Below are 16,489 nucleotides of genomic sequence, written 5' to 3'. Positions count from 1 at the left end.
GGCGTCGGCACCCACTACCTCGCCGACGACCTCTACGTCCACGACGTCAACGGCGACGCCACCAAGTGGTCCAACGGCATCCAGTTCCGGGTCTCGGGCCTGGCCACCCCCACCAACTTCGACGACGTCCTGGTGCAGAACTCCCGGATCTCCCGGGTCGACCGCGAGGGCCTGACCAACCGTTCGACCTGGATGTGCCGCCCCTCCTACGGCACCGGCGACGGCTGCGGCACCACCGTCAACTGGCGCGCCTCCACCCGGCTGGTGTTCCGCGGCAACACGATCAACGACACCGGCGGCGACGGCATCGTGGTCCGGGCCGCCGACCACGCGCTGGTCGAGCACAACACCGCCTACGACATCGCCATGCGCCCGATGGGATCCAACGCCGGCATCTGGACCATCAACTCCGACGCCACCACCGTCCAGTTCAACGAGGTGCACCACGTCCGCCGCCTCGCCGACAACAACGACGGGATGGCCTTCGACTCCGACTACGGCAACAACGACGCCCTCTTCCAGTACAACTACAGCCACCACAACGAGGGCGGCTTCATGCTGTTCTGCGGTGCCTGCGGTGCGGGCTCCAGCTCCACCGGCACCGTGGTCCGCCACAACCTGAGCGTGGACGACCGCAGCCGCTGGCTGTACGCGGTGGGCGAGAAGAACGCCCGCATGTACCAGAACACCGCCTACCTGCCGGCCGGTTCCACCGCCGCGATCATCCAGGACGGCTCGGGCTCCACCGTCACCCGGCTGACCAACAACGTCTTCCAGAACCTCGGCACCGGCGGCTTCACCAACTACACCGCCGCCGACTACACCTGGCAGGCCAACACCCTGCACGGCAACCACCCGGCCAACGAGCCCGCCGACCCGGAGAAGTCCACCGCCGACCCGCTCTTCGCCAACCCCGGCGGCGCCGCCCCCGAGGACTACCGGCTGACCGCCAACTCCCCCGCTCTGCGCACCGGTTCGCCGATCGCCGGCAACGACGGGCGGGACTACTTCGGCAGCGCCGTCCCCGCCGTCTGCCGCCCGGACCGGGGCTTCGCCCAGCTCTCCGCCTTCGACGACGCCGCCTGCACCCCGCCCACGCCGGTGAACGCCGTCCGCAACCCCGGCTTCGAGGACGCCACCCTCTCACCCTGGACCTCCTACGGCGGCGTCACCCTGGACACCGCCAACGCCCACTCGGGCGCACACGCCGCCAAGGTCGGCCCGGCCCAGGCCGCCGCCGAGCAGGTCGTCACCCTCGCCCCGAACACCACCTACCGCCTCTCCGGCTGGGGCAAGGTCTCCGCCGCGGGCACCGAACTCTCCCTCGGCGTCAAGCAGTACGACACCGCCGGCTCCACCACGCGCGCCGCCTTCACCGGCACCACGTACACCCAGGGCACCACCACCTTCACCACCGGTCCGTCCGCCACCAGCGCCCGGATCTACTGCTACGCCCGCAGCGGCACCGGCTACGGCTGGTGCGACGACGTCACGGTCCTGCCGGCCTGAACCCCGCAGGCCTGAACCCGTGGGCCCGAACCACGCCGGCACCGCCGGACGTGCGCCCCCCGAGCTCCCTTCCCCGCCGCACGGCACCGCTCTAACGTCGTGTCATGAAGACGGGAAGCATCGACCGTTCGGACCCCGAGGTGATCGACCTGGTGCTCGGGGAGGGTGACGGGTCGCTCCGGCACGCCGCCCGGGGATCCCTCCGGGCGGCGTGCGCCGTGCCGCTGCTGTTCGGGCTCGGCGCACTCCTCGCGTTCCCGGTCTCCGCGGTGATGCTGTTCGCGGGTACGGGGTGGGGGCCGGTGCTGGTCACCACCGGGATCGCCGGCGGGCTGGCGGTCGTCGTCATGACGGCGCTGTACCTCTACACGATCCTCTTCCTGGAGGTGCACCGGCTCCGGCTCTCCCCCGCCCCCACTCCGACCGCCTTCACCGTGGTCCGCGGCGTCCGCGCCGTCCGGAGGGCCCGGCCGCAGCCGCTCACCGGCCTGCGGCACGTCCGGATCGACCACACGATCGTCGAACCGTACGACGGGGACCCGTCCCCCGGGACCGTCACGAGGACCCTGACCGTCCTGCTGGAGCACGGCCGGATCGCACCCGTACGCCTGCCCTGGGGCACGGACACCGCTGCCCTGCACCGGGAGTTGCAGGAGGTCCTGGCTCCCACCGTCCCGGTGGACCTGTTCGTCCGGCGGCTCCAGCGGAAGCCGCTTCCGCCGGAGGACCACCATGCCGGGATCCCCTTCGGCGCGCTCGGGCACGGCGGCTCCACCGGTGGCGGCGGCAGCTGACGCGGTGTCACGGCCGGCCCCCGGGTGCGGGCCGGGTCAGATCCGCCAGGACCTGATCCGGTCGGCGGCGGCGAAGATGTCGGCGCGGGATTCGGCGACGTCGCGGGCCAGTTCGACCAGGGCGCCGTAGGGCGGGTCGATGCCCTCCTCGGCGGCGTGCATGTAGGCCGCGGTGGTCATGCAGGCGTAGAGGTTGTTGCGCACCGGCAGCGGGCGCAGCTGCACGATGGTGTGCATCAGCGCGGCCGCCCGCCAGGCCGGGTCGGGGTCGTGGCCGAGCTGGGCGGTGTTGACCCGGTGGCGGGCCACCGCGGCCTGGAGCGCCGAGTAGTCACTCACCGTCAGGTCCTCGGGGTAGGCCTGCTCCTGGACGTCGAGCAGCCACCGGATGTCCACGAGCAGCACGGTCCTCACGCCACCGGGCTCCCCGCCACCGAACTGCCGGTCTCCGCACTCCCGGTCTCCGGCGCGTCCTCGGGGAAGGCCGCGTCGAACTCCTCGACGTGCTCGTTCCAGAACGCCACCGCGCGGTTCACGAAGATCCGGCGCTGCTGCTCCCGCACGCTCAGGTCGTGCACGTAGGCCTTCACGCTCTTTCCGTCGGCCGCCGCCGCCTCGCGAATGGCGGCGAGTTCGTGCTCCGTGTACTCGATGTTGAGCGCAGGCATGGCCCCGATGGTACCGAAGGGGTACCGGCGGCCGACAGGCCTCCGGTACCCCTTCCTCGCCGGGCGGCCGCCCGTCAGGCCGGGTCGACCGCGCGCAGCCCCCGTTCGTCCAGCTCCAGCCAGCGGGTGACGCCGATCCCGCGCAGGAACGGCACGTCGTGACTGGCGACCACGAGCGCCCCCTGGTACCCCGAGAGCGCCTGGGTGAGCTGACGCACGCTCGCCAGGTCGAGGTTGTTGGTCGGCTCGTCGAGCAGCAGCAGCTGCGGCGGCGGGTCGGCCAGCAGCAGCGCGGCCAGGGTGGCCCGGAAGCGCTCGCCGCCCGACAGCGTCCCGGCCGGCTGCTCCGCCCGGGCGCCGCGGAACCGGAACCTGGCCAGCCGGGCCCGGACCGCGTTGTCCCCCGCCCCGGGGGCGAAGGCCTTGACGTTGCCGACCACCGAGAGCGAGTCGTCCAGCAGGTCGAGCCGCTGCGGCAGGTGACGGACCGGCACCGGCGTGTCCAGCAGGCCCTCCACGAACGGGACCTCCCCCGCGATCGTGCGCAGCAGGGTGGACTTGCCGGCCCCGTTGGCGCCGAGCAGCGCGATCCGCTCGGGCCCGCGCAGCTCCAGCGAGACCGGCGCGGCCGGCCCCCGGACCAGGCGCACCCGGTCCAGGCTGAGCACCGTCCGCCCGGCCGGGACGGCCGTGCGGGGCAGGTCGATCCGGATCTCGGCGTCGTCCCGGACGGCCTCCTCGGCCACCGTCAGCCGCTCCTTGGCCTCTGCCAGCCGCTCCTCGTGCAGGCCGGTGACCTTGCCCGCGGTCACCTCGGCCTTGCGCTTGAGCGCCCCTCGGATGATCTTCGGGTCGTTCCGCTCGAAGCTCTTCTTCCGCCCGTAGCTGGCGCTGCGGTCCAGCTTGGTCCGGGCCTCGACCAGGTCCCGCTTCTGCCGCTGCACATCGGCCTCGGCCACCCGTACCAGCCGCTCGGCGGTCTCCTGCTGGGCGGCCACCGTCCGCTCGTAGTCGGCGAAGTTGCCGCCGTACCAGGTGACGGAGCCGTCCCGCAGGTCGGCGATCTGGTCCACGTGCTGGAGCAGCTCGCGGTCGTGGCTGACCACCACCAGCACCCCGTGCCAGCGCTCCACCGCCTGGTACAGCAGTGAACGGGCGCGCCGGTCCAGGTTGTTGGTGGGTTCGTCGAGCAGCAGCACGTCCGGGCGGCGCAGCAGCAGCGCGGCCAGGTTCAGCAGCACCGCCTCGCCGCCGGAGAGCCCCTCGACGGTGCGGTCCAGGTCGAGCCGGCCGAGGCCGAGCCCGGCGAGGGTCGCCAGCGCGCGCTCCTCGACGTCCCAGTCGTCGCCGACGGCGGTGAAGTGGCGCTCCTCGACGGAGCCCGCCTCGATCGCGTGCAGCGCCTCGCGGGCCTCCCGGATGCCCAGGACCTGGTCCACCCGCTGGGTGGTGTCCAGGGTCAAGTCCTGTGGCAGGTAGCCGAGTTCGCCGCCGATGCGGACACTTCCGGCGGTCGGGGCGAGCTCGCCCGCGAGCAGCTTCAGCAGGGTGGACTTGCCGGCCCCGTTGAGGCCGATCAGCCCGGTGCGGCCGGGGCCGACCACGAGCTGGAAGTCGTGCAGCACGCTGCGGCCGTCGGGCCACTCGAAGGAGAGGTCGGTGCAGCGGATGGAAACGGTGGTGGGTTGCGCCATGGTTGGCCTCCCGGATGGTCGCCGTGGTGGATGGGCACACGGGAGACACCGATACGGGCACACGGCAGCGAGGGCAGGGCACTCCGCTGAGGTCGCGCACGCGCACCGCCGGAGGTGACGTCATCACGGCGGGAACGGTGTCTCAGGACCTCAGTAGTGCAACGGCCTTCTCCAGTCTTGGGATTGCTTGCGAGCCGGGGACCACCGTAGGAGCCGCCCGGCGGGGCCCGCAACGGATTATTCGGAGGGCGCCCGCGGGCCCCGTAAAATCGGCCGCATCATGAGTGCCACTCTCGTAGTCAAGGACCTGAGCGCCGGCCACGGCGACCGCATCCTCTTCTCCGGCCTGGACCTGGTCGTCGCCCCCGGCGACGTGATCGGGCTGGTCGGGGTCAACGGTGCGGGCAAGTCGACCCTGCTCAAGCTGCTGGCCGGGCTGACCGCCCCGGAGGGCGGCTCGCTCAAGCTGAGCCCGCCCACCGCCAACGTCGGCCACCTGCCGCAGGAGCCGGAACGCCGCGAGGGCGAGTCGGTCCGCGGGTTCCTGGCCCGCCGCACCGGTGTGGCCGCCGCCCAGGCCGCGCTGGACGAGGCCACCGAGGGCCTGGTCGAGGGCCGCCCCGGCGCCGACGACGACTACGCCACCAGCCTGGACCGCTGGCTGGACCTCGGCGGCGCCGACCTGGAGGAGCGGGCCGAGGAGGTGGCCGACTCGCTCGGCCTCAAGATCAGCCTCGACCTGCCGATGACCGCCCTCTCCGGCGGCCAGGCCGCCCGGGCCGGACTGGCCTCGCTGCTGCTCTCCCGCTACGACGTCTTCCTGCTCGACGAGCCCACCAACGACCTGGACCTGGACGGCCTGGAGCGGCTGGAGACCTTCGTCAAGGGCCTGCGCGCCGGCACCGTGCTGATCAGCCACGACCGCGAGTTCCTCACCCGCACCGTCACCCGGGTGCTGGAGCTGGACCTCGCCCAGCAGCAGGTCAACCACTTCGGCGGCGGCTACGAGTCCTACCTGGAGGAGCGGGCGGTCGCCCGCCGGCACGCCCGCGAGGAGTACGAGGAGTACTCCGACACCAAGGCCGGACTGGAGGCCCGGGCCCGGATGCAGCGCGGCTGGATGGAGAACGGCGTCCGCAACGCCCGCCGCAAGTCGAACGACAACGACAAGATCGGGCGCGCGATGCGCACCGAGTCCACCGAGAAGCAGGCCGCCAAGGCCCGCCAGACGCAGCGGATGATCGACCGCCTGGAGGTGGTCGACGAGCCCCGCAAGGAGTGGGAGCTGCGGATGGAGATCGCCTCCGCCCCGCGCTCCGGCTCGGTGGTGGCCACCCTGCGCGGCGCCAAGGCCGTGCGCGGCGACTTCGCCTTCGGCCCGGTCGACCTCCAGATCGACTGGGCGGACCGGGTCGCCATCACCGGCGCCAACGGCGCGGGCAAGTCCACCCTGCTGGCGGCCCTGCTCGGCCGGCTCGAACTCACCGACGGCAGCGCGGTGTTGGGATCCGGCGTCCTGGTCGGCGAGGTGGACCAGGCGCGCGGGCTGTTCTTCGGCGGCGAGCCGCTGCTCGACGCCTTCCAGGCGGCGGTCCCGGACGCCAACCCCGAGGAGGTCCGCACCCTGCTGGCCAAGTTCGGCCTCAAGGCGGCCCACGTCCTGCGCCCCGCCGACACCCTCTCCCCCGGCGAACGCACCCGCGCGGCCCTGGCCCTCCTCCAGGGCCGCGGCGTCAACCTCCTGGTGCTGGACGAGCCCACCAACCACCTCGACCTGCCCGCCATCGAGCAGTTGGAGTCGGCCCTCGCCTCCTACACGGGCACGCTCCTGCTGGTCACCCACGACCGCCGCATGCTCGACGCCGTCACCGTCAACCGCCGCCTCCAGGTCGCCGACGGCCGCGTCACCGAGCTCTGAGGGGTGACCCCGGGGGCGCGAGGAACTGCGCGGGTCGGAAGGCGGCCCACCGGCAACTGAAGCACCGTCAGCCAGTTGCAGGTGCTGCCTTTCCACAGCGCGCAGTTCGTCGCGCCCCTGGGGTGGCGACTACCGTACGCGGCGGACCCTGAGCAGGTTGTCGGTCCGGGTGCCCGGGGTGCCGTCGGGGGCCGGGAAGTCCCGGGGCTCCAGCTGGCTGCGTTCCACCGTCCAGTCCCCGTCCGGCAGTCGAAGGGCCGCGAGCACCTCGTCCGTAGTCGGGAAGACCATCCCCGGGTGCCGGTCCTGCGCCCAGGACGGGTGCTCGTAGTGCCCGACGACCAGCAGAACGCCGCCGACGGCCACCGCGGCCGCCGCGGACCGCAGGATCGCCTCCCGGTCCAGCTCCACGTCGACCGGCGAGTGCAGGAAGTGCGCCGAGACCAGCTCGTACTCGCCCTCCGGGAACGAGACCCCGAAGTCGTGCCGCTGCCAGTCGATCCGCGCCGCGACCTCCGGCCCGGCCGCCGCCGCGTGCTCCGCGGCCCGCTCCAGCGCCACCTTCGAGACGTCGGTCGCCGTCACCGTCCACCCGCGCTCGGCCAGCCAGAGCGCGTCCGCACCCTCGCCGCAGCCCAGGTCCAACGCCCGGCCGGGGGTCAGCTCCGCCGCCTCCCGGACCAGCGTCGGGTTCGGGTTCCCGCTCCAGATCCGCTCGCTCTCGCCGTAGCGGCCGTCCCAGAACTCCTCCACCGCCGCCCCGCCCTGCCCGTGCTGCTGCCCGTGCCCGTGCTGGTGACCGTGTCCGTGTCCGTGCTCGCCCATGCCGTGCTCTCCCTCTCGTCCCGCTCGGTACGCCGCGACCGCGCGGCTGGTCTCCTCGGCCGTCAGGTCGGCGTTGATCGCCGCCCCGGCCCGTACGCCGGCCGCCGCGGCGGCCACCACCTGGTCCATCAGCCCCGTCACGTTCCCCGCCAGCCAGACCCCGGGCACGGCGCTCGCGCCCACCGGGTCCGCCGCGAAGTGGGTGCCGAAGACGTGACCGTCCCGCTCCTGCTCCACCGCCTCCAGGCCGAGCGACTCCAGCAGCCCTCCGCCGCGGGCGGCCAGCCGGGTGGTGACCGTCATCGCGCGGCACGGCACCACGTGCCCGTCCGCCAGTCGGAGCCCGAACATCCGCCCGTCCGCCCCGCTGACCACCTCGGTCACCTCTCCCTCGACCACCACCACGCCCCGCGCCGCCAGCTGCTCGCGCTGCTCCGCGTCGAGCTCGGGCCCGGTGTGCCGGAAGAGGGTGATCCGCTCGCTCCACTGACGCCACATCAGCGCCTGGTGCACTGCGAACGGGCCGGTCGAGAGCACCCCGATCTCATCGTCCCGGACCTCCCAGCCGTGGCAGTACGGGCAGTGCAGCACGCCCCGCCCCCACTGCGCGGCCAGCCCGGGCAGCTCCGGCAGCCCGTCGGCGAGGCCGGTGGTCACCAGCAGCCGGGCCGCCGCCACCTCCCCGCCGTCCGCCAGCCGGACCACGAAACCGTCCGCCCGGCGCTCCGCCGCCACCGCCGTGCCCTGCCGGACCAGGCCGCCGTAGCCGCGCAGCTCCTCCCGTCCGGCCGCCACCAGCTCGCCGGGCGGCGTGCCCTCGCGGCCGAGGTAGCCGTGCACCCCGTCCGCCGGGGCGTTCCTCGGGCGGCCCTCGTCGATCACCAGGACCGAGCGCCGGGCCCGGGCCAGCGTCACCGCCCCGCTCAGGCCGGCCGCACCGCCGCCGACCACCACCACGTCGTACCGTTCCGTACCCGGCTCGGTCTCCGACCTCGTCTCCCGTGCCATCTCGGGCCTCCCTTCCACGTCCCCGAGCCTGCACCCGGCCCCGTCCGATTGACAAAGAACCTTGCCGAAGCAGCAAATGGACGGATGGACTTCGAACCCGTGCTGACCGCCGTCGGCCCCCGCCTGCGGGCGCTGCGCCAGGCCCGCGACCTCACCCTGAGCCAGCTCTGCGAGACCACCGGCATCTCGGTGAGCACCCTCTCCCGGCTGGAGTCCGGCCAGCGCAAGCCCACCCTGGAGCTGCTGCTCCCGCTGGCCCAGGCGTACGGGGTGCCGCTGGACGAGCTGGTCGGCGCCCCCGCCACCGGCGACCCGCGCATCCACGCCCGCCCGTTCACCCGGCACGGCCGCACCTTCATCCCGCTGACCAGGAACCTCGGCGGGATGCACGCCTACAAGATGGTCATCCCCCCGGACCGCACGCCCTCGCCCGCAGGGACCCCGGTCGAACAGGGCACCCACGAGGGCTACGAGTGGCTCTACGTGCTCTCCGGCCGGCTCCGGCTGCACCTCGGCGAGCACGACCTGGTCCTCAAGGCCGGCGAGGCCGCCGAGTTCGACACCCGCACCCCGCACGCCTTCGCCAACGCGGGCGACCAGCCGGTGGAGTTCCTCAGCCTGTTCGGCTCCCAGGGCGAGCGGATGCACGTCCGGGCCCGCCCCGCCCAGGGCGCCGCCCGCGCCGACTGAACCGCTCCGGAACGGCTGTGGTCCAGACCTTCCCCCGACACCCCGTCATGTGCTGTGCTGTGCGCCATGGTTGACAGCACCGAAGCGGCCACCCACCCCACCGTGCCGCTCCACCCCATGACCGTGCCCGCCCACGAGGCGGCCGCCCGCACCCAGGCCTTCCACGAGGTGATGGACCAGCGCCGCACCGTCCGCGACTACTCGACCCGGCCGATCCCCGAGGAGGTGATCGACTGGGCGATCCGGACCGCCTCCACCGCGCCCAGCGGCGCGCACGTCCAGCCCTGGCGCTTCGTCGTGATCACCGACCCCGAGCGCAAGCGGCGCCTGCGCGAGGCCGCCGAGGCCGAGGAGCGCGAGTTCTACGACCACCGCGCCTCCGAGGAGTGGCTCGCCGCGCTGGCCCCGATCGGCACCGACTGGCACAAGCCCTTCCTCGAGGACGCCCCGGCCGTGATCGTCGTCTTCGAGGTCCACAAGGGCCCGGACTCACCCCGGCCCTACTACACCAAGGAGTCGGTCGGCATCGCGGTCGGCTTCCTGCTCGCCTCCCTCCACCAGGCCGGACTCGCCACCCTGACCCACACCCCGAGCCCGATGAAGTTCCTCAACGAGGTCTGCGACCGCCCCCAGGAGGAGCGCGCCGCGTACGTCATCCCGGTCGGCTACCCGGCCGAGGGCGCGCGGGTGCCCGACCTCCACCGCAAGCCACTCGACGAGGTCCTGGTCCGACTCTGACAGTCCGTCCGGAATACCGGCACCGGGGTCCGTTCAGCGAGAAACCCCATGGTCGGGGGCGGTAAAGGGGAGGCATAATCCGCGCATGAGCGAGACCACCCCCGAAGCCGCCCCCGCACCCGCCCCCCTCACCACCGGCCGCCCGCCGGAGCTGATCGCCCTCCCCGACGGCGTCCACCTGCGCCGCCGCACCCTCGCGGACTCGGACCGTCTCAACGAGGCCACCGTGGCCAACCTCGACCACCTGAGCCCCTGGATGGAGTGGGCGGTCTCCGCCCCCACCCCCGAGCACACCCGCGAGCTCGCCCTGGCCGGCATCACCGCCTGGGAGGACGGCACCGACTTCATGTACCTGGCTGGCCTGGACGAGGACCCGGGCAGCGTGGTCGGCGCCTTCGGCCTGCACGGCCGGATCGGCCCCGGCGCCCTGGAGATCGGCTACTGGGTCTCCGCCGCCCACACCGGCCGCCGCATCGCCACCAACGCCGCCGCCGCCCTCACCGAAGCCGCCCTCACCCTCCCGGGCATCACCCGCGTCGAGATCCGCTGCGACGAGGCCAACCACCTCAGCGCCGCCATCCCCCGCCGCCTCGGCTACCACCTCGACCGCACGGTGGACTACACCCCCACCGCCCCCGCCGAGACCGGCCGCAAGCTCATCTGGACCAAGGAATCCTGACCCCCCGCCAGGTGGGGGCGGCACCCCTGCCCCCACCTGCGACGGATGGCGCACGCACGGATCCCGTCGATCCCCTCTTCACGGAAGCCGCACAAGAGTAGGCTCCAGCTGCCGATCAGTCACATGCCGTCGGCGCATCCCACTCTTCTCAGGCCACTCCCATGTCCAGAGGTGGCTCGGCTCCCCGGGGGGACCCAACCGTGCACGACATGCTCAAAGGCGCCAACGTCAGCCTGAGCGCCCTGACGACCGAACTCGACTCGTTCATCGTGAGTCTCGGTTGGAGCAGCCCCACCGGCGAGGGCGACGCCGACGTCTCCGTGCTGCTCCTCACGCCGGACGGCAAGGTCCGGAGCAACGGCGACTTCTTCTTCTACAACAATCCGGCGGCCGCGGACGGCAGCGTCCAGCTCCTCGGCCAGCACCTGACGGAGCGCGGCACCGAGGACCGCATCCAGCTCGACCTCTCCGTCCTGCCCGACGCCGTCGACCGGATCGTGATCGCGGCGAGCCGTCACCAGCGGGCCGCCTTCGGTCAGTTGGAGGACCTTCGCCTCGGGCTCGCCGACGCCTCCGGCGAGCAGCTGCTGGCCTTCGCGATCGAGGACGCCGACACCGAGAGCGCCTTCGTCTTCGGCGAGATCTACCGCCGGGCCGGCGAGTGGAAGTTCCGCGCCATCGGCCAGGGCTACGACACCGGACTGGCCGGACTGGCCACCGACTTCGGCATCGACATCGAGGAGGACGACAGCGCCGCCGAGGAGCTGCCGCCGGCTCCGCTGGACGAGCCCGCGGCCACCCCTGCGGAGGAGCTGCCGCCCGCCGCCACCGCCACCGCCACCGCCACCGAGGCACCGTCCGGCCCGGCCCCGGCCCCGGCCGCCAAGCGGCTGCGGACCGCCCGCAAGAAGGTGACGCTGCCCAAGGAGCCCAAGAAGTCCCTCGCCGAGAACGACTCCTGGCACGCGGCCCGTCTCTTCCCCGCGACCTCGCTCAAGAACGACCACGAGCGCGAGGTCCGGGCCACCTCCGTCCTGCTCTCCGTGATGGCCCAGGTGCCCGAGTTCGGCCGCCGCCTCACCGCGGCCTTCGGCGCTCCGGCCGGGCGGATGGAGACCTTCACCGAGGTCCAACTCCCGCACGGGGAGACCCCGAAGCGCCCCGACGGCGTGATCCGGGTCGAGCGCGCCGGGAAGCTGTGGACGGCCCTGGTCGAGTGCAAGACCAACGGCAATCCCCTGAAGACCGAGCAGGTCCAGGACTACATGGACATCGCCGCCCGCCGGGGCTACGAAGCCGTCATCACGATCTCCAACGACGTCGCCCTGGAGGGCCGTCCGCTGGTCACCGTGAAGATAGACGGCCGCCGCAAGCACAAGGTCGGTCTCTGGCACCTCTCCTGGGCCGAGGTCACCCACCAGGCGAAGATGCTGATCCGCCACGAGGGCGTCAAGGACCAGGCGCACGCCTGGCTGCTCCAGGAGCTGCTGCACTACCTCCAGCACGAGAACTCGGGCTGCCACGGCTTCCAGAACATGGGCCCGGCCTGGGTGCCGGTGCGCAAGGAGATCGAGGCCGACCTCCTGACCCCCGGCGACCCGCGGGCCGTCCAGGTGGTCGAGAGCTGGGAGCGCCTCACCCGGCAGGTCTGCCTCGAACTCGGCGGCGAACTCGGTGTCCGCGTCCTCCCGGTGGTCAAGCGGGCCCGTCGCGGCGAGGACGCACTCAGCCGTCTCACCGCCTCCGCCGACCGGCTGGCCGCCGAGGGGCGCCTGCAGGCCGAGATCCGGATCGACGAGGCCCCGGGGAACCTGACGATCGTCGCGGACCTGCGTGCCGGGAAGCTCCGCACCTCGGTCGAGATCCCCGCCCCCGACCAGGGCTACCCCCTCAGCCTCGCCAAGCGCTTGGTCAAGCAGCTCGCCGACGCCCCGGCCGACCTGCACGTCGAGACGCTCACCGACGGCGCGTCCCCCGGCCCGCGCGGCACCCTGGAGCGCCTGCGTCCCGAGCCCGGCGACCTCCTCCCGAAGGACGGCTCCCGTCCCACGGGCTTCCGCCTCTCCCTCGTGAAGAGCGTCGGCAACACCCGTGGCAACGCCGAGTCCGGCTTCATCCGCAGCGTGGACACCGCGGTCGAGAGGTTCCACTCCACCGTCGTCGCGGCCCTGGACTCCCGTCCGGGCCGGTGACGATCCCCGTCCCGGGGCCGTGCGGTGCGCGGCCCCGGGACGTGGGTGTCATCGGGCTCAGACGGTGCCGGAGTCCTTGATGACGATCTTCTTGGAGGTGCGGCCGGACTGGCTGCCGAAGCCCTCGATCGCCTTGACGACGTCCATGCCCTCGACGACCTCGCCGAAGACGACGTGCTTGCCGTCGAGCCAGTCGGTCACGATGGTGGTGACGAAGAACTGCGAGCCGTTGGTGTTGCGGCCGGCGTTGGCCATCGAGAGCAGGCCCGGGCGGTCGTGCTTCTTGGTGAAGTTCTCGTCCGCGAACTTCTCGCCGTAGATGCTCTTGCCGCCGGTGCCGTCGCCCCGGGTGAAGTCGCCGCCCTGGAGCATGAAGGCCGGGATGACCCGGTGGAAGGTGGACTCCTTGTAACCGAAGCCGTGCTGACCGGTCGCCAGCTCGCGGAAGTTCTTCGCGGTCTTCGGGACGACGTCGTCGTACAGCTTGAAGACGATGCGGCCAAGGTCCTCGCCGTCGGCGGTGACGTCGAAGTAGATGTTCTTGAGGTCGTTCTCGCTCACTGCTCTGCTCCTCGTGATGTGGATGTTGTTCCCCCGAGAGCATATGAGAGAACCGGCCCGTTACGGGCCACCGACCGCGTCCAGGGCCTCGGACCATGGCAGGTCGTCGCCGGAGGTGAGGATGCGGGCGCCGGCCGTGCGGAGGGTGGCGAGGCTGCGGGGGTACTGCGGGTGGGCGGCGAGGGCGTCGTTCACGCAGGGCAGCACGGTGACCGGGACGCCCTTGCCGAGGGCCTCGGCGGTGTAGCCGACGACCCAGGAGGAAGTGAGGCCGAGGGCGAGGGAGTTGAGCGAGTTGAAGCTGGCCGGGCCGAACAGGATGGCGTCGGGCGGGGGCAGCAGGTCGGGTTCGCCGGGGCGGCGGTAGCGGCTCTTCACCAGGTGGCCGGTGAGCTCGGTGAGGGCCGGGATCTCGGGCCGGAGCCAGTCGGCGGCGGTCGGGGTCAGACCGAGGCAGACGTCCCAGCCGCGGGCCTGGGCCTGCTCGATGACGGTGCGTACGCCGAGCACGGGGAAGGCGGCGGTGCCGAACAGGTAGAGGACGCGTGGGGGCATCCGCCCATGCAAGCGCGCGGGGGTGGAGCGGAGCAAGCCCGGCCACCCCGGAGGGGCGGCCGGGCCTCACAGGGCTGAGGGCGGATCAGTAGCGGGAGCCGACCGGCGCCGGGAGGGCGTCGAGCTCGGCGAGGTCCTCGGCGGTGAGCGCGAGGTCCGCGGAACCGGCGTTGTCGGCCAGGTACTTGGGCGTCTTGGTGCCGGGGATCGGGATGACCAGGCTGCCCTGCGCGACCACCCAGGCGAGGGCGACCTGGGCCGGGGTGGCGTCGTGCCGGGCGGCGATCCGGCGGACGGTCTCCACCAGCGCCTGGTTGGCGGCCAGCGCGTCGGCCTGGAAGCGCGGGAGGGTGGAGCGCCAGTCGTCGGCCGGGAGGTCGGCGGTGGAGCCGAAGCGGCCTGCCAGGAAGCCGCGGCCGAGCGGGGAGAAGGGCAGGAAGGCGATGCCGTTGGCCTCCGTGTACGGGAGCACCTCGGCCAGCGCGTCCCTGGTCCAGAGCGAGAGCTCGGACTGCACGGAGGTGACCGGGTGGACGGCCTGGGCGCGCTGGATCTGCTCCACCGTCACCTCGGACAGCCCGAGCCGCCGCACCTTGCCGGCCGCGACCTGCTCGGCCATCGCGCCCCAGGTCTCCTCGACCGGGACGGCCGGGTCGACCCGGTGCAGCTGGTAGAGGTCGACGTACTCGGTGCCGAGGCGGCGCAGGCTCTGGTCGATGGAGGCGCGGACGTGCTCGGGCCTCCCGTCGGTGCCGACCCGGGCCCCGCCGAGGCCGGTCACCAGGCCGACCTTGGTGGCCAGCACGGCCCGCTCGCGGTACTCGCCGCTCAGGCCCTTGCCCACCAACTCCTCGTTGTCGAACGGCCCGTAGACGTCCGCCGTGTCGATCAAGGTCACGCCCAGGTCCAGCGCCTCGCGCAGGACCCGCACCGAGGTCGCGTCGTCCCGTCCGTTCGGGTCGTACGCCCAGGTCATGCCCATGCACCCGAGTCCGATCACGCCGACCTCGGGGCCCCCGGCTCCCAGCGTGGTGTTGCGCATGCTTGTCCTCTCCTCCGGTGTGGCTGATCGTGCGTCGCCTACCCTGCCCCTCGAAGTGCACTCCGGGTCAAGACCGCCTCGCCGGATCCGTCAGTTCGCACACTCACCGGGCATATTCGCGTGCACCCAGCCGCCCCCACCAGCTAGCATGCGCGGACCGCGGGGCGTAGCGCAGAGGCAGTCGCGCCTTCATGGCATGAAGGAGGAGGTCGGTTCGAATCCGGCCGCCTCGCGGGTTCCAGGAGGGGTACGGGGCTGTGCAGCAGGACGAGTTGACGGAGCAGGAGCTGGCCGCCTTCGAGCGGACCCTCGGCCGCCTGCGCGGGCTCCCGGTGGACCACCCGGCGCGGCTGCGGGCCGAGCGGAACAGCGACTCCTTCCTCCGCGAGAGCCGCAAGCTCCGCCGCCGGGCCCGGACCGCCGCCGACGCCGTCCTGACCGCCGGCACCGCGACCGGCGGCCTGACCCGCCGTGAGGACGCCCCGCTGCCCGAGCGCACCGGCTCCCCCGCCGGACGGCTGCACCGGGCGCGGCACTGCTACGTCTGCAAGACCGCCTACCGGCAGCTGGACGGCTTCTACCACCTGCTCTGCCCGGACTGCGCGGCCGACAACACCGCCTTCCGCGCCCTGGCCACCGACTTGCGGGGCCGCCGCGCGCTGCTCACCGGAGGCCGGGTGAAGATCGGCTTCCAGCTGGCCCTGATGCTGCTCCGGGACGGCGCCGAACTGACCGTCACCAGCCGCTTCCCGCACGACGCCCTGCGCCGCTTCCGGGCCGCCGAGGGCAGCGCGGACTGGCTGGACCGGCTCTCGGTGGTCGGCATCGACCTCCGGGACCCGCGTCAGGTGCTGGGCCTGTGCGAACAGCTGCGCCGGGACGGGCGGCCGCTGGACATCCTGGTCAACAACGCCGCGCAGACCCTGCGCCGCCCGCCTGAGGCGTACGCGCTGCTGGCCGCCGGGGAGGCCGAGGCACTGCCGCCCGGGGCACCGGTCCGGCAGGCCCCCGGCTTCCGGCCGATGCCCGCGCTGACCGCCGCCTGGCCCGCCGCCGAACTGACCACACGTCACCTGGCGGGCGTGGTGCTGCCCGAGGCGGACGAGGCCGGGCTGCTGCCGGACACCGCGCCCGCCAACTCCTGGTCGGCCCGGCTCGGCGAGCTCGACCCGGCCGAGGTGCTGGAGACCCAGCTGGTCAACTCCCTCGCCCCGGCGCTGCTCTGCGACCGGCTGCTGCCGCTGCTGCTGGCCTCGCCGCACCCGCGCCGCTACGTGGTCAACGTCACCGCCGTGGAGGGCCGTTTCGAGGTCCGCAACAAGACCGGCGGCCATCCGCACACCAACATGGCCAAGGCCGCGCTCAACATGCTCACCCGCACCAGTGCGGCCGAACTCGCCGGGCAGGGCGTGCACATGTGCGCGGTGGACACCGGCTGGATCACCGACGAGAACCCGGCCCCGAAGAAGGCCCGGATGGCCGGCCACGGCTTCCGCACCCCGCTGGACGTGGTGGACGGCGCGGCGCGGGTCTACCACCCGATCGTCCGCGGCGAGTCCGGTGAGCCGTACTCCGGCGTCTTCCTGAAGGACTACCGGGAAGCCGCCTGGTAGCCC

At 72.9% G+C, this 16,489-nt stretch carries 15 protein-coding genes and 1 tRNA gene; 9 read left to right on the top strand and 7 right to left on the bottom strand.

The genetic code is table 11. The features are described from left to right. Both ACWEPF_RS09940 and ACWEPF_RS09935 read left to right on the top strand, forming a co-directional pair. Positions 1-1,509 (top strand): carbohydrate binding domain-containing protein (locus ACWEPF_RS09940; RefSeq protein ID WP_452172174.1); only part of this gene is annotated, 1,509 nt, incomplete at its 5' end. A gap of 104 nt (positions 1,510-1,613) precedes the next feature. Next, positions 1,614-2,303 (top strand): hypothetical protein, encoded by a 690-nt coding sequence (locus tag ACWEPF_RS09935; RefSeq protein WP_452172173.1) that lies wholly within the window; start codon positions 1,614-1,616, stop codon positions 2,301-2,303. 36 nt (positions 2,304-2,339) lie between these two features. Here ACWEPF_RS09935 and ACWEPF_RS09930 read toward each other — a convergent pair whose 3' ends face one another. The 3 genes from ACWEPF_RS09930 to ACWEPF_RS09920 form a co-directional block, all read right to left on the bottom strand. Then, the gene (locus tag ACWEPF_RS09930; RefSeq protein WP_345286792.1) at positions 2,340-2,717 is read right to left on the bottom strand and encodes a toxin Doc; all 378 of its coding nucleotides are present in this window, start codon (positions 2,715-2,717) and stop codon (positions 2,340-2,342) included. Continuing rightward, complete coding sequence (locus ACWEPF_RS09925; RefSeq protein WP_345286790.1) at positions 2,714-2,971, bottom strand: hypothetical protein; 258 nt, start codon at positions 2,969-2,971, stop codon at positions 2,714-2,716. The genes ACWEPF_RS09930 and ACWEPF_RS09925 overlap by 4 nt, the downstream gene beginning before the upstream one ends. 74 nt (positions 2,972-3,045) lie before the next feature. After that, complete coding sequence (locus tag ACWEPF_RS09920; RefSeq protein WP_452172172.1) at positions 3,046-4,665, bottom strand: ATP-binding cassette domain-containing protein; 1,620 nt, start codon at positions 4,663-4,665, stop codon at positions 3,046-3,048. A gap of 280 nt (positions 4,666-4,945) precedes the next feature. Between ACWEPF_RS09920 and ACWEPF_RS09915 the strand changes: the two genes are divergently transcribed. Next, positions 4,946-6,583, top strand: a complete 1,638-nt coding sequence (locus ACWEPF_RS09915; protein WP_452172171.1) for an ABC-F family ATP-binding cassette domain-containing protein — start codon at positions 4,946-4,948, stop codon at positions 6,581-6,583. 129 nt (positions 6,584-6,712) lie between these two features. On the opposite strand, the gene ACWEPF_RS09910 is transcribed toward ACWEPF_RS09915, so the two are convergent. Next, positions 6,713-8,416, bottom strand: a complete 1,704-nt coding sequence (locus ACWEPF_RS09910) for an FAD-dependent oxidoreductase (protein ID WP_452172170.1) — start codon at positions 8,414-8,416, stop codon at positions 6,713-6,715. 84 nt (positions 8,417-8,500) lie between these two features. Between ACWEPF_RS09910 and ACWEPF_RS09905 the strand changes: the two genes are divergently transcribed. From ACWEPF_RS09905 to ACWEPF_RS09890, 4 genes are all read left to right on the top strand, one after another. Then, entirely contained in the window at positions 8,501-9,106 is a 606-nt protein-coding gene (locus ACWEPF_RS09905; RefSeq protein WP_452172169.1) for a helix-turn-helix domain-containing protein, read from the top strand. A gap of 66 nt (positions 9,107-9,172) precedes the next feature. After that, complete coding sequence (locus tag ACWEPF_RS09900; protein ID WP_345286780.1) at positions 9,173-9,844, top strand: nitroreductase family protein; 672 nt, start codon at positions 9,173-9,175, stop codon at positions 9,842-9,844. An 85-nt stretch (positions 9,845-9,929) separates the two neighbouring features. Then, a complete protein-coding gene (locus ACWEPF_RS09895) occupies positions 9,930-10,523 on the top strand; it encodes a GNAT family N-acetyltransferase (RefSeq protein ID WP_452172168.1) in 594 nt (197 codons plus the stop codon). A gap of 209 nt (positions 10,524-10,732) precedes the next feature. Then, the gene (locus ACWEPF_RS09890) at positions 10,733-12,715 is read left to right on the top strand and encodes a TerD family protein (RefSeq protein ID WP_452172167.1); all 1,983 of its coding nucleotides are present in this window, start codon (positions 10,733-10,735) and stop codon (positions 12,713-12,715) included. A 57-nt stretch (positions 12,716-12,772) separates the two neighbouring features. On the opposite strand, the gene ACWEPF_RS09885 is transcribed toward ACWEPF_RS09890, so the two are convergent. The 3 genes from ACWEPF_RS09885 to ACWEPF_RS09875 form a co-directional block, all read right to left on the bottom strand. Then, positions 12,773-13,276 carry a peptidylprolyl isomerase gene (locus ACWEPF_RS09885; protein WP_452172166.1) on the bottom strand — a complete coding sequence of 168 codons (504 nt, stop codon included), beginning with the start codon at positions 13,274-13,276 and terminating at the stop codon, positions 12,773-12,775. 60 nt (positions 13,277-13,336) lie between these two features. After that, on the bottom strand, positions 13,337-13,831 hold the full coding sequence (locus ACWEPF_RS09880; RefSeq protein WP_452172165.1) for a flavoprotein: 495 nt from the start codon (positions 13,829-13,831) through the stop codon (positions 13,337-13,339). A gap of 85 nt (positions 13,832-13,916) precedes the next feature. Then, entirely contained in the window at positions 13,917-14,873 is a 957-nt protein-coding gene (locus ACWEPF_RS09875) for an aldo/keto reductase (RefSeq protein WP_452172164.1), read from the bottom strand. 160 nt (positions 14,874-15,033) lie between these two features. Between ACWEPF_RS09875 and ACWEPF_RS09870 the strand changes: the two genes are divergently transcribed. Next, positions 15,034-15,106 (top strand) — tRNA-Ala (locus ACWEPF_RS09870). Between the two features lie 24 nt (positions 15,107-15,130). Beyond that, entirely contained in the window at positions 15,131-16,486 is a 1,356-nt protein-coding gene (locus tag ACWEPF_RS09865; protein WP_452172163.1) for an SDR family oxidoreductase, read from the top strand. Positions 16,487-16,489: the final 3 nt, after the last annotated feature.

Source organism: Kitasatospora sp. NPDC004289, assembly GCF_053602875.1.
The sequence above is the reverse complement of the archived record's forward strand: the minus strand, read 5'-3'. Positions and strand labels throughout refer to the sequence as shown.